This is a genomic window from Rhizobium cerradonense (assembly GCF_030182455.1).
Lineage (GTDB): Bacteria > Pseudomonadota > Alphaproteobacteria > Rhizobiales > Rhizobiaceae > Rhizobium.
Window position 1 is genome coordinate 39829 of the sequence record NZ_JAQJCK010000006.1, and the last position, 21507, is coordinate 61335.

Consider the following 21507-nt stretch of genomic DNA (forward strand, 5'->3'; position numbering starts at 1 on the left):
CATGATCCCGAAACGGAACCTGTCCTTTCGCCGGTTGACCAAATTCTCTGTTCGTTATCTGGCGCGCGATCGGTCGGGTGCTTCGGGCGTGGAATTCGCTCTCCTGTTGCCGCTCCTGACAGCTCTCCTGTTTGGCGCCGTCGATCTCGGCCATGCGCTCACGGTCAGCCGGAAAATAGACGAGATCGCCGCCACCACGGGCGATATGATTTCGCAGCAGGGCACCTGGACACAGTCCGACGTCGCAAAGCTTCTTACCGGCGCGAGCTTCATCCTGCAGCCTTATGACACCACAGGGCTGACGATCACGGTCTCGGTGAACGATATCAGCAGCACTGGCAGTGCGACGGTCAATTGGTCTGCCGCGTTCAATACATCCGCCCTCAGTTCCGGCGTGGCAAGCTCAGTCACGATACCATCGCAGATACAGGAAGACGGCGTGCAGGTCGTGCTGACGCGGGTGAAATATACATTTACAACCCCCGTCTCGGCCTTCTTTGCTACTTTTACCGGCACGGACGGCTATAGCTTCGACCGCTATTTCTTCAATCGTCCAAGAGCCAGCGACAAGATTACTTACAAATAGGCCGGAAGGTCAGCTCTAGGCATTTCGCGCCTACGGGAACCTCTGACGAAGCTGCCATCTCCCACGGATCCGTGTCATCTCGTGCCTGGTCCGCCATCCTCCGCTTTAAGCCACTCAATGAATTGCAAGGCCTGTCGTCGTTAGCTTCTACCGGCGACGTTCCGCCGCTCCTTTTGGCATTACTACAAGTTATGCGAAAGCAGCAAATTTATGCCGTTGAAGGGTCGGCCAGTTGGGCGAAGAATTGGACATCCAATTCATGAGGTCAGTTCATGCTACAGACATTCGCTTCGTCGATTTCCTCGCTGCTCGACAGCCGCGCCGACGGTCATTCGCTTCCCGCCGGACTCTACATTAGAGACGACGTTTTCGAGGCTGACCTCGATGTCTTTTTCAGGAAGCATTGGATCTGCATCGGCCTCGACTGCGATGTTCCGGAGCCGGGCGACGCCACCGTCGTCGACATCGGCAACAGCAGCCTGATCATTTTGCGTGACGACGACGACCAGATCCGCGTCGTCCACAACGTCTGCCGCCATCGAGGCGCCCGCATCCTGGACGCAGGATCGACGGTCATTTCGAAGCTCGTCTGTCCCTATCATCAATGGACCTATGAGCTCGACGGCACACTGGCGCACGCGCCCCATATGGGCATCGACTTCGACAAGAGCTGCAAGAGCCTCCGACCGGTGAATTTCAAGTCGATCGGTGGACTGATCTACGCCTGCCTTTCCGACAATCCTCCCGAAGACATCGACCGGCTCGAGCAGGTTATGACCGAGCGCTTGGCTCCCTACGATATCCGGAATGCGAAGGTCGCCTACCAGACCGACGTCATTGAGAACGGCAACTGGAAGCTGACGATGGAAAACAATCGCGAGTGCTATCACTGCTCCGCCAACCATCCGGAACTGTGCGTGTCGTTCGTCGATCTCGACTTCGGCTTCGATCCGGAGGCGCTGAGCCCGGAAGATCTGGAGGAGGCCAGGCAGCACGAAGCGCTCTATGCCGAACGCACCAAAAGCTGGGAAGCAGACGGTTTTCCGTCCGCCGCCGTTGAACAGCTCGTGGACTGCGCCACCAACTTCAGGACCCAGCGCCTCATCATCGCCGGCGCCGGCGAATCCCAGACGCCTGACGCGACGGCTGCGTGCTCGAAGCTGCTCGGCAGCATGACGCGAAAGGATCTCGGCGACACCCATCTCTGGGGTCACAATAGCTGGAACCACTTCATGGGCGACCACGCCGTCGTGTCTATCGTCATTCCGCTTTCGGCCGGAAAGACGCTGGTTCGCACCAAATGGCTGGTTCACAAGGATGCCGTCGAGGGTGTGGACTACGATCTGCAGAAGCTGACCGACGTCTGGGTCGCAACGACCGATCAGGACTCCGAACTCGTAGGCAGGGCGCATGCGGGCGCTCTTGATCCGGCCTATCTTCCCGGCCCCTACTCGCGCTTCTCGGAGACCACCCTCGACAAATTCGCAACCTGGTACATCGATCGGATGCGCGCAAATGGATACTAACGCGATGCAGACTTCGTTGGCTCCGCAGAGAGCGGAGTTCTGGGATAGCGAGCGCGATGACACACTCGTGTGCCTGGACGTTCATCAGGAGACGCATGACGTGAAGAGTTTCACGTTCGCGTCCCCTGCAGGAAAGCATTTCGCCTTCCAGGCGGGTCAGTACTTTCTCTTCGACTTTGCCATGGGTGCGGAGACCGAAAGCCGCTGTTACAGCATCTCGTCCTCGCCGCAGCGGACAAACGCTTTCACCGTGACAGTGAAGCGGGTTGCGAACGGCAAGGTTTCGAACTGGCTTCACGACAACATGGCCGTCGGAACCACCGTCAAGGCACAAGGGCCGCTGGGGCACTTCGTCCGCCCCAGCACAGCCAGGAAGTTCCTGCTGCTATCCGGCGGCTCGGGCATCACCCCGGTCATGTCCATCCTCCGGGATTTCGGCGACACATGCCGCCCCACCGATATCGTCTTCATGCACGCGGCCCGCACCCCACGGGATCTCATCTTTCGTGAAGAGCTTTCGAACCTTGCCATAAGGATGAAGAACGTCAGGCTGCATTTCCTTCCTGAGGTCGTGACCGGAGAGCCATCCTGGTCCGGCCTGACGGGCCGGATCTCCGCCGAATTCATGAAGCTTGCCGTTCCGGACATTGCCGAACGGACCGTGATGTGCTGCGGCCCGGCGCCCTTCATGGCCGCAGCCCGCACGATCGCCGGGGATCTCGGAGTACCTTCGTCAAGCTATATCGAGGAGAGCTTTGACGCCGCGGTGATAGACGAAAATGAAATCGCCGCGCCGGAAGTGCCGGTTGGAAAAGTATATCAGGTCGAATTCTCGAAGCAGGCTCGCAAGATCGAGGTAGCCGACGAGCAGACGGTGCTGAGCTGCGCTAAGAAAGCCGGCATAAGGATCCCCTCATCCTGCGCTAACGGCGTCTGTGGCACCTGCAAGTCGAAGCTGGTGTCGGGCTCGGTGGATATGAAACACAATGGTGGTATCCGCCAGCGCGAGATCGACGCGGGACTGTTTCTTCCCTGCTGCTCCAAGCCTCTGAGCGATCTCGTCATAGAGCGGTAAATCAGCCGCTTTAGGCGACGCCGGCATCGCTACCTCTGTCGTTCGGTTGCCAGAGGATCCGTCTGAAGCGTGGGGGCGCGCCTTCTTACGCACACCAAGGCATCAATGATGGGGCGGCCATGGACGTCGGCTGCCAAAGCACCTTCCGTTCCCGAAGATGCTTTGGCGGGCCGCGGCCGACTGCCCGGCCGGATGTGGGCAGCGATCCAAGTCCACACTTTCTAATCCTGAAATCTCGCGTGTCAGGCGGCACAGACCGCTGCGAAAGACGCCGCAATTTCCATGAAAGACTTGACGTCTATCTTATGTCTACTTAATGTCTTCTAAAAGGATAATGACATGAGCGACGATGATATGACGACCGACATCGCGAGCCCCGACCGCAAGGCCAGCCTTAGTCTTGCCCTGCGCAGACGGATCCTCACCATGGAATTGCCGCCTGGCTCAGTTCTGGACGAAGTGGCGCTGAGCGAGGAGTTCGGCCTATCCCGCCCGCCTGTTCGGGAGCTGATGCGCCAGATGGCTGGCGAAGGTTACATCGAGCTGGAAGCGAACCGAGCCGCTCGGGTCAGCTCGATGAGCTACCAGTCGCTACGGGACTACTTTCTGATGGCGCCGATGATCTACATCACCGCGAATAGACTGGCGGCCGAGAACCGTACTCGGGCAGAACTCGACGCTCTGAAGCAGATTCAGCGGACCTTTCAGAAGGCGGTCGACAATTGCGACGCCGAGGGTCGCGTCTTCTATAACGACCAGTTCCACCGACAGATAGGCGAGATGGCGCACAACGTCTATCTCGTTCCCAGTCTCCGGCGCCTGCAGATCGACCACGCCCGTATCGGGAAGATCTTCTACAAGCATCCGAACACGCCGCGCATGCAGGAAGAACTGGAGCTTGCATCCCGGCAGCATGACGAAATGATCGAGGCCATCGAACGACACGACGCCGATGCCTCGGCCGAGCTGGCGCGCCTGCACATCGAACTCTCTCGTCGAAACATGGCCATGTATGCGGCCCCCGAGGGTATGGAAACGCCGACCCTCTAGGACGGCATCTCGAAGAACAAACCAAAACCATCGCTGGAGAGGCCGATGAGCGAACTTCCAAGCAAGCAGGAACATAGCCGGGTAAAGAAGAGCCCTTTGTTGCCTGCCAAATGCCTCGACCTTTCACCTAACCTCGGGGGACATGACAAGAATGTCTAACGTTCAATTTCCAGGCCTAAACCTTGCCATCGCCACCCCCTTCGACGATGCCGGCCGCATCGACTACGGGCGTCTCGAACACAATGTCGAGCGCTACCTTGCAGCCGGCGTCAGGAGCTTCCTGTTCAGCTCCGGCACCGGGATGCATGTCTATCTTTCCAAGGAGGAATCGGAGGAGCTCGTCAGGCGCGGTGCGCGCATCGTCAACGGTCGGGCGAAGGTGATCGCTCAGACATCGGCTCTCCTGGTGGAGGACGTGGTCGAGCGCACGGTGCGCGCCCGCGATGCCGGCGCCGAAGGCGTTATGATTCTTCCACCTTTCTTCGAAGGACCGACGGACGATCAGGGAATCCTTGATTTCTACAGCGAGGTTGCGAAGGCGGGTCTGCCGGTCATCGGTTACAACGTACCGCAGGCGGTCGGTGTTGCGATCACGCCCGAACTTCTGGAGAAGCTGAACGAAATTCCCGGATTCTGTGCCGTCAAGGACAGCAGCGGCGATCTTGGAAAGCACGCGGCACTCATTCGTACCGGCCGGTTCGTGATGAACGGCGCCGACCCTCTCGTTCCCTATGCGCTTTATGCGGGATGTGACGGTTTGATCTGGGGTGGTGCGAACTTCGCTCCACGAACCTCGGTCGCGCTCGTCGAGGCAGCATCGAAGCGCAGGTGGGACGAGGTCCGTGAGCTCTGGAAGATTCTGGAGCCGTCCATGGGGCTGATCTGGGAAGGAGACTACGTGCAGTCCGTCTATGCGGCCGCCGAACTGACCGGTTACGGGGCGGGAGTGCCGCGTAAGCCGCTGCGCGCGCTTGCTCCGGAAAAGCTTCCCGCTCTCCGCCGCTCCCTCGAAGCGCTTATGGAACGGGAAGCGATTTGACCGTGACCCAGGCCGCAAAGAACGTCTTCGTCGCATCGAAGCTTCCCAAGCGCGCGGGCGTGTCGGGATGGGTGGCGACACTTCCGCCGCGCACGCCGCGCCCGGCCTTGGGCGAAGCGATCAACGTCGACGTCGCGATCATCGGCGGCGGTTTTGCCGGTCTCTCCGCGGCGCATCGTCTCTCGCAGCTCGACCCGACCGTCCGGGTGGCTGTTCTCGAAGCGGGTATCGTCGGCGAAGGTCCGGCCGGCGCCAATTCCGGCTTCATCATCGATCTTCCGCACGAGGTCTCCTCGAACGATTTCAGCGGCGAGTCGGAGGGCAAGTTCCGCGACTCCGTGCTCCTGCAGCGTTCGGCAATCGCGCTCGCGACCAAACTCGCTGCAGAGAACGGCTGGGGACAGGAGCTGTTCGATCCCTGCGGCCGCTACAGCGTCGCGATGAGCGCCGAAGGCGACAAGCATCTCGAAGCCTATTCGCTGCAGCTTTCGAAAATGGGCGAAGCCCATCGGCTCCTCAAAGCCAGCGAGATCGAAGCGGTGACGGGATCGAAGGCCTTCACCTCCGGCCTGTTCTCGCCCGGCACGATCATCATCCAGCCGGCCGCTTATATCCGCGGAGTGGCCGACTGTCTGAAGGAGCCGGTGAGGCTTTTCGAGCAGACACCTGCTCTTTCCTTCGAGCGCTTCGGCGGCGGCTGGCTGGTGAAAACGCCGAAGGGCTCGGTGCAGGCGGGCAGGATCATCATGGCCAATAACGGCCATGCGGAAAGCTTCGGCTTTTTCCGCGGACGCCTCCTTCACGTCTTCACCTATGCATCGCTGACGGAGGAATTCGATCCGGCAAGGCTAGGCGGAGAAAGAAAGTGGGCGGCGACGCCTGCGCTGCCGATGGGAACGACGGTGCGGCGCATCAATACCCGCGGCGGCGACCGCATTCTGATACGTTCGCGCTACAGCTACAATCCGAGCATTGAGATCAGCGATGCCGCGATCCGCAGCGCCGGCCGCCTGCATGACGGCAAGTTCTCACATCGTTTCCCCACGCTTGCCGGCGTCGGCATGCAGTACCGCTGGGGAGGCGCGATGGCGCTGACGCGGAACCATGTGCCGGCCTTCGGAGAAATCGAACGAGGTGTCTTCGCAGCCTGCGGCTGCAACGGACTAGGCGCGTCGAATTCGACCGCTGCCGGCATAGCCGCGGCCGAGCGCGTGCTCGGGCACGAGTCCGAACTCGGCCGTGTCTATAATCGCCTGGCAGCACCGGTTGCGCTGCCGCCGCAGCCGCTGACCACGATCGGAGCGAAGCTCCATCTGGCCTACCGGGAATGGAGTGCCGGGGCCGAATGAGACGCGAATTTTATCTGCGCCGCCGGCGAAGATGATAGTGGCGAGGCGAGCCCATACCGCCGAAGCGACCTCTCGCGCAGGCATCCGCAAACCCATGTCGCAGGCTGACATCATTATTGTTTCATAGGGGGTGATTGGACCGAACCATCAGACCCTTGAGGCGTTATAATGTCTTATGGGGTAGTCTAATACGCGTACGCGCCGGAGGTCTTCGATGTCACCCGAAGTCGAACTGAAGCTTGAGCTTTCCACGGAGGCCGCAAAACGGCTGTCGCGGTTCACCCCCCTTACCAACCCTGAAAAGGTCCTGAAACAAACTTCAACCTATTTTGATACCGACGATCACAAGCTTTTTCAGAACGGGTTCACCCTCCGTGTCCGTCAGACCGGCGATGTTCATGTCCAGACCGTGAAAGCGGTGGGCCAGAGCCAATCTCTTTTTGCCCGTTCGGAATGGGAGACGCCCATCGAAGGGGACAAGCCGGTCGTCGACGATTCCAATCCGCTCAAAACCGAGTTCGGTGAGGAACTTGCCGTGTCGCCCGCCTTCAACGTGGAAATCGAGAGGCGCGTTTGGACCGTGAAGGAAAACGGTTCCCTGATTGAGGTGGTCATCGACCAGGGATCGGTCGTCTCTGGTGACCGGAACACCGCCGTGCGGGAAGCCGAGCTTGAGCTGAAGGATGGCAATCAGAAGGACCTATTCGTATTCGCACGCAAGATCGAAGCGGTCGCGCCCATTCGTTTTGGCGTTCGCTCCAAGGCGGAAAGGGGCTTCGCGCTGATCGAGCAGCAGAAGTCCGTTTTCAAGGCGGAGGATATTCGCCTCGATCAGAATATGCACGCATCCGATGCCTTTCAAACAATTGCCGCCTCGTGCTTCCGGCAGTTTCGTTTGAACGAGGATGTCCTGCTGCGGCAGCGAAATGCTGAAACGCTGCACCAGGCCCGCGTAGGGCTGCGTCGCCTGCGCTCCGACTTCTCGCTGTTCAAGCGAATGCTTCCGGGCGATGAGCCGCAACGACTGAAGGACGAGCTGCGCTGGCTGGCCGGGGTCCTCGGAGAGGCGCGCAATCTGGATGTGCTGCTGACAAAGGCGACGGACTCAGACCTGCGGAGCCGGCTGACGGATGCCCGGGAGGCTGCATACGACGACGTGGTTGAGGGATTGAACTCCAGTCGTGCCCGCGCGCTCATGCTGGATTTTAACGAATGGCTTCGGTGCGGCGAATATCTTTCGCTTCCCGAGACTGAGGACGTGCGGGGCCTGTCGGCGTTGGAGTTTGCCGAAATGGCGCTCAACCGAATGCGCAAGAAGCTGAAGAAGCACGGGCAGGCGCTCGCCAAGGTCGACGATCGTCAACGCCACGAGGCTCGCAAGGACGCGAAGAAGCTGCGTTATGCGGCCGAGTTCTTCGGGTCACTGTTCGACAACAAGCGCGGCGTGCGCCTTCACCGGCGTTTTATCGGCGCAATGGGGAGGCTTCAGGACCATCTTGGATTGCTGAACGATCTTGCAACCGGGCCCAACGTACTGAGCAAGCATGGTCTGACCAACCATCCGGCTGCCGACAGCGTTATTTCCCATGCGGACAAGGATGCGCTGATAGACGACGCGCAGGTTTCGCTTGACGAGGTGCTGGACGCGAAGAAGTTCTGGCGCTGAATATTATTTTACAGCAGGGATGCCCGAGGATCATGGCGATCTCCCCGGGGGCTTCGTCGTGAGCGTTTCGGTCAGGTTCTGTCCGAACCGGCCGCAGCGGCGGCTGGCAAATTATACAGCACGGAATCGCCGAATTCATGCGTGCGATATCGCCCTGCGGTAAGCGCTGCGGAGGCCTTTGCGAGCAGGGCATCATCCGCAAAGGCGCGCAGAAGCTCGAAATGGCTTTCTCCGGGCTGGTGGACGCCCGTCAAAATCGTATCGACCACGCGGAGCGGCGTGCCCTGGGCGATGCGCCCCGTCGCAACGCCATTTCCGGCGCGAACGCTGCCGTCGGGATTGGCCGCCGCCTCGAGGGCGCGCACGACGCTCGTGCCGATCGCGATGATGCGCCTGCCCTGGAGCTTCGCCCGCGCGATCTGCTCTGCGGTGCGCTCGGGGATGCTGTAAGGCTCGTCGAAGGGAAGACGTGAGTCGAGTGCGGGATCGCCGGTCGAGGAAATGCCCGCAGCATGCGTGAGCGACGCGAAGCCAATGTCGCGCCGGCGCCATGCCTGAAGCGTGCGCCAGTCGAGCGCAAAGCCTGCCGACGGCGCCTCGAAGGCGAACGGTCGGGCTGCAATCTTCGTCCATACATCCCACAGCGCCAACGGTTCGGGAACATGCGCATATTGGATCGGCCGGCCATATTGCGCCAGACCGGCAAACACCGCCGCTTGGTTGCTGAGGAAACGCAGTTCAAGAAGGCGAGGATGGTCGAAAAGGCGCTCTATGACGACCTCGAGCGGGCCGAGCCGAAGCTGATCGCCCGGCGACAGCGGTGGCGGTGCCGGCCGGTCTTCCGTGCGTGCCCGATGATCGCCCGAGCCGAAGGCGATTGCCACGAAGCGAGTAGGATCGGGAGGTGATAGCCAGCCGGCGAGGCGGATCTCGACCGCCTTCCCGCTTGGCGCATGGATTCCGTGCAAGCTGGCAGGCAAGGTCGCGGCATCATTGGCGACAACAAGATCGCCGGGATTGAACAGCGCCGCGAGCTTGCTGCGCGGCATGTCGCGCATCGTGCCATCCGCCTCGATGACAAGCAGCTTGGCGGAGTGGCGGTCGGATTGGTCATCGGCGATCATGCCTGTCCTCCGGCTATAAGCGCGGCACGGACCGGCAACGCGGTGAGCATCTTCTCGATGATCTCGGCAGCGGCGAGCTCGGGAGCCTTCAAGGTCGACGGATCGGCGTCGGGAAGTGCCAGTGCGTGAAGCGGGGTGTCCATATCGCCAGGGTCAAGCGCGAGGAACCTTATACCGTCGGGCTTCGCTTCCTCGTCCCAAATCGCCGTCAGATGGGCAAGAGCGGCCTTGCTCGCGCCATACACTCCCCAGCCGGGATAGGCATTGACCGCCGCATCGCTGGAGATGTTGATCACCAGTGAGCCGCGGCCCTCGCGTGCAGACGCGGCAAGCGCGCCGAACAGCGCCTTCGTCAGCCGGAACGCACCAAGGAGATTGACCGCAAGCGCCGCCTCCAGCTCCTCGCACTCGGTATCGGCCAGAAGCGCCAGTGGGACAGGGCCGAGGCTCGACGCATTGTTGATCAGGACATCGACCCCGTCCAGGCTGGCGGTGACCTGCATCGCGGCCGGATAGATATCGCCCTTCTTGCCGATGTCGGCCACGATGCCGTGCGCGCCCGTCTCGGCTGCGATGCGTTCGACATTCGCTGCCGTGCGAGCGACGAAGGCGACACGCGCCCCCTTCGCCGCAAGCTGGCGCACGAGGGCCAGTCCCAACCCCGACGTGCCGCCCGTGATCGCCACGCGAAGTCCCTGAAGATCGATATTCATCTGCATTGCTGGTGCTCCTTCAATGGGTACCAACAACTGCTACAAGTTCAAGTTAACTTGAAGTCAAGCGGGAATCGTGCTCTTGTTTACGCATGGATCCGATGCTCACCATCACGGACGTATCGCGGCGCAGCGGCGTTGCCTCATCTGCCTTGCGTTTCTACGAGGAGCGCGGGCTGATCGCCTCAGAGCGCGCCGGCTCGGGGCACCGGCGCTATCACCGATCCATATTGCGCCGGATCGCCTTCATCATCTTTGCGCAGCGGATCGGGCTGACGCTTGAGGAGATCGGCGCGGAACTCGACAAGCTGCCGGCCGACCGTATGCCATCGCGTCGGGATTGGTCGGAGTTATCGGGCGAATGGGCAAAGCGCATCGATGAGCGCATTGCCGAGCTGCAGCGGCTGCGGTCGGGGCTTACCGAATGCATCGGCTGCGGCTGCCTGTCGATCGACCGATGCAGCCTCGCCAACCCTGCCGATGTGGCGGGACGCAAGGGGCCAGGGCCGAGATATTGGCTGGGGTGAATAGGCGGCCGCATCCCCGGAGCGATGCGTGACGGCATTCGGCTGCAGGCCTACATCGTGAGAGCCTGGATCACACCGAGCAGGCCTTTCATATCGGTCGGCTTTCCCACGTTGACAGCATTGGCAAGGATTGCATTCTGGGCCAGTTCGGACTTTTCGCATGCGCTCGCGAGGACGAAGGGCACGCCCAGCGACTTCAATAGAATTGCGACTGGTGTCACCTTTTCATCGTCAAGATTGACATCCAGGACTGCTGCATCCGGACGTTCGTCTTGCAGGAGATCGAGGGCATCCTCGACCGAGCCGACCGGTCCGAGCACGCGAAAACCTCCCTCGATCAACGCTTCCCTCAGTTCCATCGCTATGAAGAACTCGTCTTCGACTATGAGGACGAGGTTCCCGCGTACATCCTCTCTCTCTCTCTCTCTCTCTCGCATGTCCGCTCATCACATCCTCACACAGGGAGTTTGATCGTTGCAGTCAAACCACGGCCGCCATAGGCAAGCTCCACCTCGCCGCCCAAATGGGCAGCAGTACCCTCGATCAATTCCGTTCCATAGCCTTTGCGTGTCGGCGGTGCCAAGCCCGGGCCTTTCTCTTCCCGCCACTCGCATTTCAGGTATTTTCGTTCTTTTGGCCCGGCTTCCAGCGACCACTTCACATGGATTTCGCCTTCAGGAACGGACAAGGCGCCGTATTTTACCGCGTTGGTGGCCAGCTCATGGATCATCATGCTGATCGGAAGGACCTTTGAACTCGATAGTTGCACTGTCGGCCCCTCAAAATGAAGCCGATCCACGCCAATTTCGCTGATTGTAGTTTTCAGCAAAACGGCAAGATCAGCCGTTCCCTTGTTTGAAACGAGCTCCTGGGCACGTAGAGTGACCTCCAACCGTCCAAGGAAGGCGTCGCGATACTCCTCTGCGGTCCGGCCTTCGGTCCCCGTTTGCATCGCGATCGCGCGCACGACCGCAAACAGGTTCTTCATCCGATGCCGGGTTTCGGAGATGATGAAGTTTTGCTCGGCCTCGTGGCGCTGGCGCTCGGTAACATCGTCGAAAAGAACGAGGACGTTGGTGCTGTTGTCGTCGGGATGAACGAGGCGCCGGGCATCGACGAGAAAAGTCCGCCGACCGATCGCAGGAAAGTCGTGCGTCACCTCAAATCCGATCACGGCAGATGCCTTGGGAATTACCGAAGCTATGAGTTGCCGAAGCTCTTCGATGTCCCACTGGCCATTGCCTAGATCAAAGAAACTGCGCCCCAAGATGTCATCCCGCTCGACTTTAAAGGTGCGGATGAAAGCGTTGTTGGCAGTCACCACGCAAAACCCCTGATCCAGGACGACCACCGGCTGGGTCATCGTATCGACGACACCTTGGGCTTGGACGTGGCTGCTTCTCAGTAAGCGATACAGGTCTTCCAACATCATCGAGGAAATCTTTCCCTGGTTAGAAGTATTCGCATGTTGACGTTCTCGTCCTCAGATAAACGTCGGATTGCTTAACCAGATTTCACCAGCCTGAAAGGCGAGCGAGACTGGCGATGGGCACTAAAATAAAGATGGCGGCTTCATATTATTTGACAAGCCGCTCTCGACACACATTCCGCCAGATGCGGCGTGTCGGCGAGCAGCAAAGCCGCTACGTGTCCATCAATACATGGATTTCCATAAGTTGCAGCGCTGTTGTCACGAGACTAGGGTGCTGCATGGGCTCGCCAGTCCCGATATCGAGAAGAAGCCGCTCGAAGCACTGACGATCCCAGGCTTTCTTTGCCCCGCAGGAGCAGCCCATGATGCGCGTCTGGTCGTACCGCCCTCAATTCCTGCACTTAGGGCTTTTTATCGCGGCTTATGTCTTGGGCTGCGGATTCGCTCAATCGCTCGCAATCGTCCCTGGAACCGGTATTTCCATTTGGCCTCCGAGCGGGCTTTTCATCGCCACGCTTGTCCTCGCCCCCAGGCAAAGTTGGCCGTGGTGGATAGTGGCGGGGTGTCTGGCTGAATTGTTCAGCAACCTTTGGTTCCAAAGTCCGCTGCCCGCGGCCTTCCTGATCTATGCCGGCAACGCTCTTGAGGCGGTGGTCGGCGCATGGCTTGTGAATCGGACCTGTGGCCGTCCGGTTCGGCTGGAAACCTTGCAGGAAGTTCTCTCATTCGTCGTCTTTGCCGCTGTCATCGCGCCGATCGTAAGTGCCACGATCGGAAGTGCGACGCTTGCCTGGTTCGACATGCAATCGCAATCCTTCACGACGGCGTGGCCCTTATGGTGGATCGGGGATGCCACCGGGGTCTTGATCGTAGCGCCGCTGGCGTTGGTCGTGTTCCAGAACTGGCGCGGTGAGGCCCAGCTCTCGCCCGCGCGATGGCTGGAAGCCTGCCTCCTGGGGCTGATCTTTCTCGGTGTCGCCGCCCTTTCCTTGAGCGGCGCCTTGCCCTTCAGCTACATTGTCATGCCCCCTCTTCTTTGGGCCGCGGTGCGTTTCGAATTCAAAGGCGCCGCCGTGACCCTGACACTTCTTGCCCTGATCACGGCGCTATTCACGATATCCGGCGCCGGCCAATTTGTCGGTGATCCCGGGTCTCAGAAGCACAACCAGATCATGCTGCAGCTTTTTCTGGCAATCTCGGCATGTTCAGCGCTCATCGTGGCCGCCATATCGCGACAGCACCAGCTTGCGGTGGCCACATTACGCCAAAGCGTTGAGGCATTGCGTGAGCGCGAAAACGAGCTTTCGCAGCTCGTGAACATGGTGCCCGTCCAGATCAGACGTCTGACACCTGAAGGCGAGCCGACCTTCTTCAACAAGCGCTTGCTCGATTTCTTCGGTTTGGACGACATAGCGCAATTGGACAAGCCTAACATGAGCCGGCTGGCGGCAGCCATTACGACTCTCGTCCATCCCGAAGATTCGGCCCGCCTATTGGAGACGGTCCGCCACTCCCTCGCCACCGGTGAGCCCTACTCGATGAAATATCGCATGCGCCGCGCGGACGGCGCTTACCGATGGGTGGACGGCCGCTGGGAGCCGCTGCGGGATCAAAGCGGAGCGATTGTGCAGTGGTTCGCAATCTCCATCGACATCGACGATGAAGTGCGTGCGCAGAACGCATTGCGCGAAAGTGAACGGCAGTTGCGGCAGCTCATCGACGCCGTACCCGCTCTGATCTGGAGCGCGACGCCTGAAGGAGTGCCGTCCTACATCAACAAGCGGCTCATGGATACGGTTGGGGTCACTCTGGAAGACTTGGTCGCGCCGGACGGATCGCTGTCGCTGGCCGATGTCTACCCGGAAGACAGACAGGCGGTGAAGCAGGCACTCGCACACTCGTTCGAGATGGGTACCCCTTTTGCAATGAAGTATCGTCAGCATCGCTCCGACGGAGCCTATCGCTGGACCGAGGGGCGCGCAGAGCCGCTACGCGATCCGGAGGGGCGGATCGTGGAATGGTATGGCGTCTGCCTCGATATCGATGACCTCGTGACCGCGCAGGAGGCCTTGCGGCAAAGCGAGCGCCGCTACCGAGACCTGTTCCACTATATGCCGATCGGGCTGGCCCAGGTGGATGCCGGCAAGTTGATACCCCTGTTCAAGGAGTTGCGGGCGCAGGGCGTGACGGAACTCAGAACCTATATAGACGAGCACCCCGAATTCCTGCCGCGCGCCTTGGAAGCGCTGGAGGTTGAAGAAGTCAACCGGCATATCATCGAGATGTTCGGCGCAAAGGATACCGGGGAGATGCGGGGGCCGATTACCCGGTACTGGCAGCCGGGGATTGCCACCATACGCCGTTCCATCGAGGCGCGTTATCGCGGTGAGGAGATCTTTCAGGAAGAGACCAAGGTGGCCCGAATGGACGGCAGCGTCATCGACGTCCTTTTCACAACCGCCCGCCCCGGCGCCGTGGCCGACAAGAGCCTGGTTGGCTTTATCGATATCACTGAGCGCAAGAAGGCCGAGGAGGCGTTGCGCAACCGGGAGCGGGAGTTCTCGCAGCTCGCCGACATGGTTCCGAGCCTGCTCTGGCGGTTAAGTCCAACCGGCGAGCCGGTTTACTTCAGCAAACGCACCATCGAGTTTTTCGGTTTGGACAGCGAGGCTTATGAGGGGCTGACAATGAGTGGCCTCGCCGCCGCGATAGCGTCTCTCGTCCATCCGGATGATGCGGCGCGACTGTCGGAGGCGCTCGACCGCTCGCTCGCCACCGGCGAGACCTTTTCCCTGAACTATCGCCTGCGTCGTGCCGACGGGGTTTATCGCTGGATGTCGGGCCGCGCGGAGCCGCTGCGCGATCAAAGCGGAAAAATCATCCAATGGTACGGTCTCTCGCATGATATTGATGATCAACTGCGCATCGAGGAGGAATTGCGCACGCGGGAGCGCTCGCTCTGGCAGCTCGTCGAAACGCTGCCCGCGATGATCGATTGTGCGGCACCCGATGGGGAGCCGGTCTATCGCAATCCCCAGCTCCGTGATTTCCTTGGTTATAAGCTTGAAGACCTGGACGGAACTGGAAAATCCCGGCTGGCCGGCACACTCGACGCCGGCGTTCATCCCGATGACCTCCAGGGCGTCAAGGAGAATTATGCCCATTCCTTATCCACCGGCGAGCCGTATGCGCGCAGGCATCGCCTGCGGCGGTTCGATGGCGAATATCGCTGGATCGAGACACGCGCCGCACCGATGCGCAATCCCGAAGGCGCCATCGTGCAGTGGAATGTCATCTGCATCGATATCGACGGCGAGGTTCGCGCACAGGAAGAGCTGCAGCGGGCACGAGAGGGCCTCGCGCGCGCGAGCCAGGCGGCAAGCCTTGCCGAGCTTTCGGCTTCCATTGCGCACGAGGTAAACCAGCCCTTGGCGGCTGTCGTGGCAAACTCGCACGCCTGCCAGCGCTGGCTCATGGCCGAACCGCCCAATATCGAGCGGGCGGAAAAAACGGTAGAGCGCATCATCCGGGACGCCAACTCGGCTGCTGACGTCGTCAGCCGTATACGCGCCTTGTTCAAGCAATCCATAGATACGAGGATTTATACGGCATTCGCGAGCGTCATCAACGAAGCGCGCAACCTCATGGCCGACGAAGCGTTGCGGCATCGCGTTCGGATGGACGTGAAGATTGACGGCAGCCTTCCGCTCATCGCAATCGATCGCGTTCAGATCCAGCAGGTTCTGATCAATCTCATTCGCAACGGCATGGATGCGATGGACTCCATGGCAGGCGAGCGAGTGGTCGGGATGCGCGTGCGCCATATGGGCGATGTCGTCCGGACCGAAATCAGCGATCACGGCCAGGGCATCGAATTTCCCGAGAGAATATTCGAACCTTTCTTCACGACAAAAGCAAACGGCATGGGCATGGGGCTGGCGATCTGCCGCTCGATCGTCGAGTTACACGGCGGACGATTGTGGACCGAAAAGAATGAACCGAGTGGGGCGACATTCATCTTCACCCTGCCGGTTGAAATGAAGGCAGCGCAATGACGACGGACGATCATATTGTCTTCATCGTGGACGATGATGAACGCATTCGGGAGGCGCTCGGCGATCTGCTGGACTCGCACGGCATGCGCGCCATCGCGTTCGGATCGGCCGGCGATTATGTGAGCGCGGACAAACCGGATTTCCCGGCCTGCCTCATCCTCGATATCGAGCTGCCTGATATCAACGGCCTCGATCTGCAGGGGCAGATCGCAGAGGGAGATCATCCGCCGATCGTCTTCATTACGGGGCACGGCGACATTCCGTCGTCGGTACGTGCGATCAAACACGGCGCCGTGGATTTCCTGACCAAGCCTTTCAGCGACGCCGATCTGATGGCAGCGATCCACGCCGCGATCGCCCAGGATCGGGAAAAGAGATCGGAACGCGCCGAACTCGGCATGCTGAGGCAACGCTACCTCGACCTGACGCCACGAGAGCGCGAGGTCTTGCCGCTCGTCGTGAGTGGCCTTCTCAACAAACAGGCGGCGGCTGAACTGGGGATTAGCGAAGTCACGCTGCAAATCCATAGAAGGAACGTCATGCAGAAAATGGCGGCGGCATCGCTCGCCGATCTCGTGCGTATTGCGGAGAGATTGGAAATCCCGATTACCCACTCGCGCCGCGTGGGAGGAAATTGAATATGAACAAGACAAGACATGTAGTGGCAATCGTTGATGACGATCCAAGGCTACTGGAATCGGTGGGCGATCTTCTGGAATCCGCTGGCTATGCGGCCCGCAGCTTCCCGTCGGCGGGATCATTGCTCGTCGACGGGCTATCGGACCTAGACGTGCTCATCACCGACATCGGGATGCCCGGCATGGATGGCTTTGAGCTTCGTGACCTGGTGAGGAAGCTGCGTCCGGAGCTGCCGGTCTTCCTGATCACAGGCCGCCACGAGATAGCGGATCAGGGCCGCGCTCAAGGCATCAGCGGATTTTTCCGGAAACCATTCGATGCCCAGGCCCTGCTCGCGGCCATCGCCAATGCTTTGCATCAGTCAAGAGATGGAGGGTAAGATGAAAGTTGAACAATCTTTCCCGCGGAGATCGGCACCGCCATCACCGCGGCGGAGAAGCGAAGAAGATCAGCCGCTCGTCATCATTGTCGATGATGACGCATCCGTTCGGGAGGCACTCTCGGAGTTGATCCTGTCGGCGGGCTTCCGGCCCATCAGTTTTGCCTCGACCCGCGAAGTGCTTGATGCCGATATCCTGGACAATCCCGGCTGCTTGATCCTCGATGTGCGCATGCCGGGGACGAGTGGTCTCCATCTGCAGCGTCATCTGGCCGAAAACGGCAATCCCAAACCGATCATCTTCCTGACCGGGCATGGCGACATTCCGATGACCGTCGAGGCGATGAAGGCCGGCGCCGTGGATTTTCTCACCAAACCGGTGCGGGACCAAACATTGCTCGACGCCGTGACGGCGGGCATTGCCATGGATGCCGAACGACGGGCGCAAGCCGCGATCGCCAATCGGAACATCGAACGCCTCGAGACGCTGACACAGCGCGAGCGCGAGGTTCTCTATGAAGTGGCGCACGGACGCCTCAACAAGCAGATCGCCTTCGATCTCGGCATTAGCGAAGTGACGGTCAAGCTGCATCGCAGCAATGTCATGCACAAGATGGAGGCAGCCTCTATCGGCGAACTGATCCGGGCATGGGAAACACTGCCGGCACCGATGCGCGAGGCTGGCGCACATCGGGCTGTAACATGATTGAGCCGAGTTGATACAAAGGGCTTGTCTCGAAAGGAATCCAAGCGCAGTTTCCGGAAATGGCGTCGACAAGTTCGCGGACTTGCGAGATTCTTCAAAACTGACAATGACATGCGGGGGAATAAATGACGGATAGGCTCAAGAACAAGATTGCCATCATTTCCGGCGGAGCCACCGGAATGGGCGGGGCGGCTTCACGCTTGTTTGCGGCGGAAGGCGCAACGGTTGCGATTATCGACCGAAATGGCGACGCGGCTGAGGAGACAGTGCGGGCGATCCGGGATGCCGGCGGCGTTGCTGACTATTGGGTTGCCGACGTATCGGACGAAGCAGCCGTCAATGCGGCAGTGAAGGGCATCGAGGACCGTTTCGGCGCCGTGACCGTCCTTTTCAATCACGCCGGCACCATCGTCATCAAACCGTTTCTCGAAACGACACTGCAGGAATGGGAATGGCTGCACGGCGTCAACGTGCGCTCGATGTTCCTGATGACCAAAGCCGTGCTTCCGGGCATGATCGCAGCCGGCGGCGGCTCCATCGTCTGCACGTCGTCGATCTCGGCGGTCGCGGCGACGCCGATGGAAGTGCTCTACGATACGACGAAGGGCGCTGTGCACATGTTCGCCCGCGCCATTGCCGTCGAGTTCCGCGATCGCAATATTCGCTGCAACGCCGTTTGCCCCGGCTTCATCCGCACGCCGCACGGTCTGCGCGAGGTGGCTGAGCTGCAGGCCCTCGGCGTTGATGTTTCGGATGAAGCAATCGCGGCGCAGCAAGGCCGGATCGGAGAGCCGGAAGATGTGGCGCGCGCCGCCCTCTATCTCGCCTCGGACGAATCCAACTTCGTCAACGGTATCCATCTCTTCGTCGACAATGGCTTTACCGCGATCTGATCGTCGATAGCTGACTAAACAGCATTCTTCTCACGACAAGGCCGCAAGCAAGCGTGCAACGGCAACGCATACCCAAAGATCGGCCTGGACACTATTATGGACACATGTTCTAAAAAGTGGACAGATTAGCGGGAGCACGCCATGCATTTTTCCATGTGGACCTACCCCTGGGACATTCAGGATCAGGGGCTTGAAGCGCTTGCCGCCGACCTTCGCGGCCGCGCAGGCCTCACCACGATCAGCATGGCCACCTCCTATCATGCCGGCCGGTTCTTTCAGCCGAGAAGTCCGCAACAGAAGGCCTATTTTCCCGAAGACGGGACGGTCTACTTCCGGCCGGACGAAAGACTGTGGCAGGACAAGGTGATCCGGCCGCTGATGGCCAGGAATGTAGCCGAGCGCGGCGACATGCTGGAAGCGCTCGTCAAAGGGCGCGACGCGACAGGCCTCAAGGTCTCGTGCTGGACGGTCTGCCTCCATAATACCCGCCTCGGCATGCTGCATCCCGATCACGTCACTCGGAACGCCTTTGGCAATCCCAACTATTATAATCTTTGCCCCTCAAGCCCCGCGGCGCGGGCCTATGTGGTCACTCTGATCCGCGACATCACGACAAACTACCGGCCAGACATGCTGGAGCTCGAGAGCCCGAATTTCATGGGGTTCGCGCACGAATATCACCACGAGAAAGACGGCGTCGGCCTTAACGCCGAAGACGATTTCCTGCTGTCGCTCTGCTTTTGCGATCATTGTACGGCGCGCGCCATGAAGGCCGGCGTGCCGGTGGAAGGCGCGCGCCAATCGGTCACGCGCTTCATCGCGGAACTCTGCGAACGGGCCGTCCCGGAGCGGCAATTCCCGGACTTTCCCGCGGCCGGGATTGATGCATTTCGCGACCATCCGGATCTGTACGCCTATCTCGTCTGGCGCACCGAACCGGTGACCAGCCTGATTGGCGAGATCAAAGCTGCGGCTGATCCGGAGACACGCATCGTGCTTATCGACCTGAAGGACGGCTGGCTCGGCGGCGTTGATCTCGTTGCAGCCGGCAAGCTTTGCGATGGGGCGATCCTCTGCTGCTACGACATGGAGCCGGAGGCTGTCGGCGAGGTCATCCGGAGCGGGCGGGCGGCGATCGGACCGGGAAAGTTCCTCGGCGTGGGTCTGCGCGTCTTCTATCCTGAAGTCGACGGACCGGCGATCCTCGCAGAGCGCGCCAAAGCCGCTGTTGATGCCGGCGCTGACGGCGTGAACTTCTACAATTACGGCCTCATACCGGCCAAGCGCCTTGACTGGGTCAAGGCGGCGGTCGACGCAATCACCTGACCCCTCGTCAGCAGGCGATGGGTTCGGCGACCTGGATCAGGCAGTCGCCGGCCTGGCTGTCGCAATGCAGCCTATGGGAAATGACGATGCCGCCCTCCGCAAAGCGCAGCTCTTCCTCCGGCTGATCCAGACGTTCCAGATCATGGTACCAACCGGCAAGATCGCCGGCAGAAACGGTTGCGCCGAGTGCGACGGCTGGCTCGAACCAGCCTCTGTGGTTCGCATAGATGCCCTGGCTGTGCCGAGACAACGAGAGAAGCAGCGATGGTCCCGGCTCGGAGAGCGGTGCGCGGGAGAGAACCGGACGCTCGACAATGCCGAGCGCGATAAGCAGCCGGTCGATCGCCGCCGCCGTGAAAGCCATTGTCTCCGGCGTCACGGTTCCGCCGCCGCCGAATTCGCCGGAAAGACCCACGGTCCCCGCCCGTCCGGCAGCACCCATCGATGTCGGCGCGGTCGGCCCATTGTCGGCGATGAAGGCATGTGACGCGCCCATGGCGCGCATCAGCGAGACCGACCGCTGGAAGCGGGCCGTATCGGCCTGCCGCTCGATCAGCGTGCAGGGCAGGTGCGCCATGGACGTGCCGCCCGAATGCAGATCGAGCACGACGTCATGGCGCGGAAAGAGTTCATGTTCGAGAAAATGGGCGAGGCGCGCCGTCGGCGATCCCGTCGGATCGCCGGGAAACGCCCGGTTGAGATTGCCGCCATCGAACGGCGAGCAGCGCCTCGCCGCCATCACCGCCGGCAGGTTCGCCATTGGCAGGATGGTGACGGCGCCGCGGATTTCCGCAACATCCAACCGGCGCATCAGCCGCCCGAGTTGGAGTTCGCCCTCATATTCGTCGCCATGGTTGCCCGCCATCAGAAGCAGGGACGGCCCCTCGCCATTCTTCAGGCGAAGAACTGGAATGCGGATCTGATAATAAGGCGAACGGTCGATCGAATAGGGAATGGCGAGATGACCGGCCTGCCGGCCCTCGCGCGAAAAGTCGATCGGATTGACGAGGCCGCTATGCATGATGTCTCCAGTCCGGGCTGTTGCCTTGCCGTCAGAGGGCGGCGACCGCAGTCATTTCGACGCGCAGGTCCGGATCGGCGAGGCGTGCCTCGACGCAGGCGCGGGCCGGCGGGTTTTCGATGTCGATCCAGCCATCATAGACGCCGTTCATCGCCTCGAAATCGGTGATCGCCGGCAGGAAGACGTTGACGGCGAGCAGGCGCGAGCGGTCCGTACCGGCTTCTTTCAAAAGGGTGTCGATCTTGCCGAGCACATCGAGGGTCTGCTCCTCGATGCCCGCCTTGCGATTTTCCGCGACCTGGCCGGCAATATAGACGAGCCCGCCATAGCTGACGGCTTGGCTCATACGCGAACCCTTCTGGTAACGTTGGATCATGGAAGGTTTTTCCTTTTCTTGCTTT

The 21507-nt window shown here is 60.5% G+C and carries 20 protein-coding genes; 14 read left to right on the plus strand and 6 right to left on the minus strand.

Annotated features, from left to right (window positions below; all coding sequences use genetic code 11):
- The first annotated feature begins 1 nt into the window (after window position 1).
- The 7 genes from PH547_RS15455 to PH547_RS15485 all read left to right on the plus strand — a co-directional run bounded on the left by PH547_RS15455 (window position 2) and on the right by PH547_RS15485 (window position 8291).
- Window positions 2-586: a TadE/TadG family type IV pilus assembly protein gene (locus tag PH547_RS15455; RefSeq protein WP_285168775.1), complete on the plus strand. Its 585-nt coding sequence runs from the start codon at window positions 2-4 to the stop codon at window positions 584-586.
- Window positions 587-858: 272 nt separating this feature from the next.
- Complete coding sequence (locus PH547_RS15460) at window positions 859-2112, plus strand: aromatic ring-hydroxylating oxygenase subunit alpha (protein WP_285168776.1); 1254 nt, start codon at window positions 859-861, stop codon at window positions 2110-2112.
- Window positions 2102-3187, plus strand: a complete 1086-nt coding sequence (locus tag PH547_RS15465) for an FAD-binding oxidoreductase (protein ID WP_285168777.1) — start codon at window positions 2102-2104, stop codon at window positions 3185-3187. Before PH547_RS15460 ends, PH547_RS15465 begins: the two co-directional genes overlap by 11 nt.
- Before the next feature lie 354 nt (window positions 3188-3541).
- Window positions 3542-4237 carry a GntR family transcriptional regulator gene (locus PH547_RS15470; RefSeq protein WP_260305287.1) on the plus strand — a complete coding sequence of 232 codons (696 nt, stop codon included), beginning with the start codon at window positions 3542-3544 and terminating at the stop codon, window positions 4235-4237.
- A 151-nt stretch (window positions 4238-4388) separates the two neighbouring features.
- A complete protein-coding gene (locus tag PH547_RS15475; RefSeq protein ID WP_285168778.1) occupies window positions 4389-5276 on the plus strand; it encodes a dihydrodipicolinate synthase family protein in 888 nt (295 codons plus the stop codon).
- A 2-nt stretch (window positions 5277-5278) separates the two neighbouring features.
- Complete coding sequence (locus PH547_RS15480; protein ID WP_260305286.1) at window positions 5279-6625, plus strand: NAD(P)/FAD-dependent oxidoreductase; 1347 nt, start codon at window positions 5279-5281, stop codon at window positions 6623-6625.
- Window positions 6626-6839: 214 nt separating this feature from the next.
- Window positions 6840-8291: a CYTH and CHAD domain-containing protein gene (locus PH547_RS15485; RefSeq protein WP_260304807.1), complete on the plus strand. Its 1452-nt coding sequence runs from the start codon at window positions 6840-6842 to the stop codon at window positions 8289-8291.
- Window positions 8292-8362: 71 nt separating this feature from the next.
- Here PH547_RS15485 and PH547_RS15490 read toward each other — a convergent pair whose 3' ends face one another.
- Both PH547_RS15490 and PH547_RS15495 read right to left on the minus strand, forming a co-directional pair.
- Complete coding sequence (locus tag PH547_RS15490) at window positions 8363-9415, minus strand: S-adenosylmethionine:tRNA ribosyltransferase-isomerase (protein WP_260304805.1); 1053 nt, start codon at window positions 9413-9415, stop codon at window positions 8363-8365.
- Window positions 9412-10134, minus strand: a complete 723-nt coding sequence (locus tag PH547_RS15495) for an SDR family NAD(P)-dependent oxidoreductase (RefSeq protein WP_260304804.1) — start codon at window positions 10132-10134, stop codon at window positions 9412-9414. Before PH547_RS15495 ends, PH547_RS15490 begins: the two co-directional genes overlap by 4 nt.
- An 86-nt stretch (window positions 10135-10220) precedes the next feature.
- Here PH547_RS15495 and soxR point away from each other — a divergent pair, with 86 nt between their 5' ends.
- Window positions 10221-10655 carry a redox-sensitive transcriptional activator SoxR gene (soxR, locus tag PH547_RS15500; RefSeq protein WP_104826265.1) on the plus strand — a complete coding sequence of 145 codons (435 nt, stop codon included), beginning with the start codon at window positions 10221-10223 and terminating at the stop codon, window positions 10653-10655.
- A 50-nt stretch (window positions 10656-10705) separates the two neighbouring features.
- Here soxR and PH547_RS15505 read toward each other — a convergent pair whose 3' ends face one another.
- Window positions 10706-11092, minus strand: coding sequence for a response regulator (locus PH547_RS15505; RefSeq protein WP_283053422.1), 387 nt, complete (start codon window positions 11090-11092; stop codon window positions 10706-10708).
- A gap of 17 nt (window positions 11093-11109) precedes the next feature.
- Window positions 11110-12087 (minus strand): sensor histidine kinase, encoded by a 978-nt coding sequence (locus PH547_RS15510; protein ID WP_260304802.1) that lies wholly within the window; start codon window positions 12085-12087, stop codon window positions 11110-11112.
- A gap of 362 nt (window positions 12088-12449) precedes the next feature.
- Between PH547_RS15510 and PH547_RS15515 the strand changes: the two genes are divergently transcribed.
- From PH547_RS15515 to PH547_RS15540, 6 genes are all read left to right on the plus strand, one after another.
- Window positions 12450-16142 (plus strand): PAS domain-containing protein, encoded by a 3693-nt coding sequence (locus PH547_RS15515; RefSeq protein WP_285168779.1) that lies wholly within the window; start codon window positions 12450-12452, stop codon window positions 16140-16142.
- A complete protein-coding gene (locus PH547_RS15520; protein WP_104826261.1) occupies window positions 16139-16780 on the plus strand; it encodes a response regulator transcription factor in 642 nt (213 codons plus the stop codon). Before PH547_RS15515 ends, PH547_RS15520 begins: the two co-directional genes overlap by 4 nt.
- Before the next feature lie 2 nt (window positions 16781-16782).
- Window positions 16783-17160, plus strand: coding sequence for a response regulator (locus PH547_RS15525; protein ID WP_260305285.1), 378 nt, complete (start codon window positions 16783-16785; stop codon window positions 17158-17160).
- Between the two features lies 1 nt (window position 17161).
- Window positions 17162-17866 (plus strand): response regulator transcription factor, encoded by a 705-nt coding sequence (locus tag PH547_RS15530; RefSeq protein WP_260304800.1) that lies wholly within the window; start codon window positions 17162-17164, stop codon window positions 17864-17866.
- A gap of 125 nt (window positions 17867-17991) precedes the next feature.
- Window positions 17992-18759 (plus strand): SDR family NAD(P)-dependent oxidoreductase, encoded by a 768-nt coding sequence (locus PH547_RS15535; protein ID WP_260304799.1) that lies wholly within the window; start codon window positions 17992-17994, stop codon window positions 18757-18759.
- A gap of 141 nt (window positions 18760-18900) precedes the next feature.
- Complete coding sequence (locus PH547_RS15540) at window positions 18901-20085, plus strand: hypothetical protein (RefSeq protein WP_260304798.1); 1185 nt, start codon at window positions 18901-18903, stop codon at window positions 20083-20085.
- A 7-nt stretch (window positions 20086-20092) separates the two neighbouring features.
- On the opposite strand, the gene PH547_RS15545 is transcribed toward PH547_RS15540, so the two are convergent.
- Entirely contained in the window at window positions 20093-21106 is a 1014-nt protein-coding gene (locus PH547_RS15545) for a succinylglutamate desuccinylase/aspartoacylase family protein (RefSeq protein WP_260304797.1), read from the minus strand.
- Window positions 21107-21137: 31 nt separating this feature from the next.
- Window positions 21138-21482, minus strand: coding sequence for a RidA family protein (locus tag PH547_RS15550; protein ID WP_104826255.1), 345 nt, complete (start codon window positions 21480-21482; stop codon window positions 21138-21140).
- Window positions 21483-21507 lie beyond the last annotated feature (25 nt).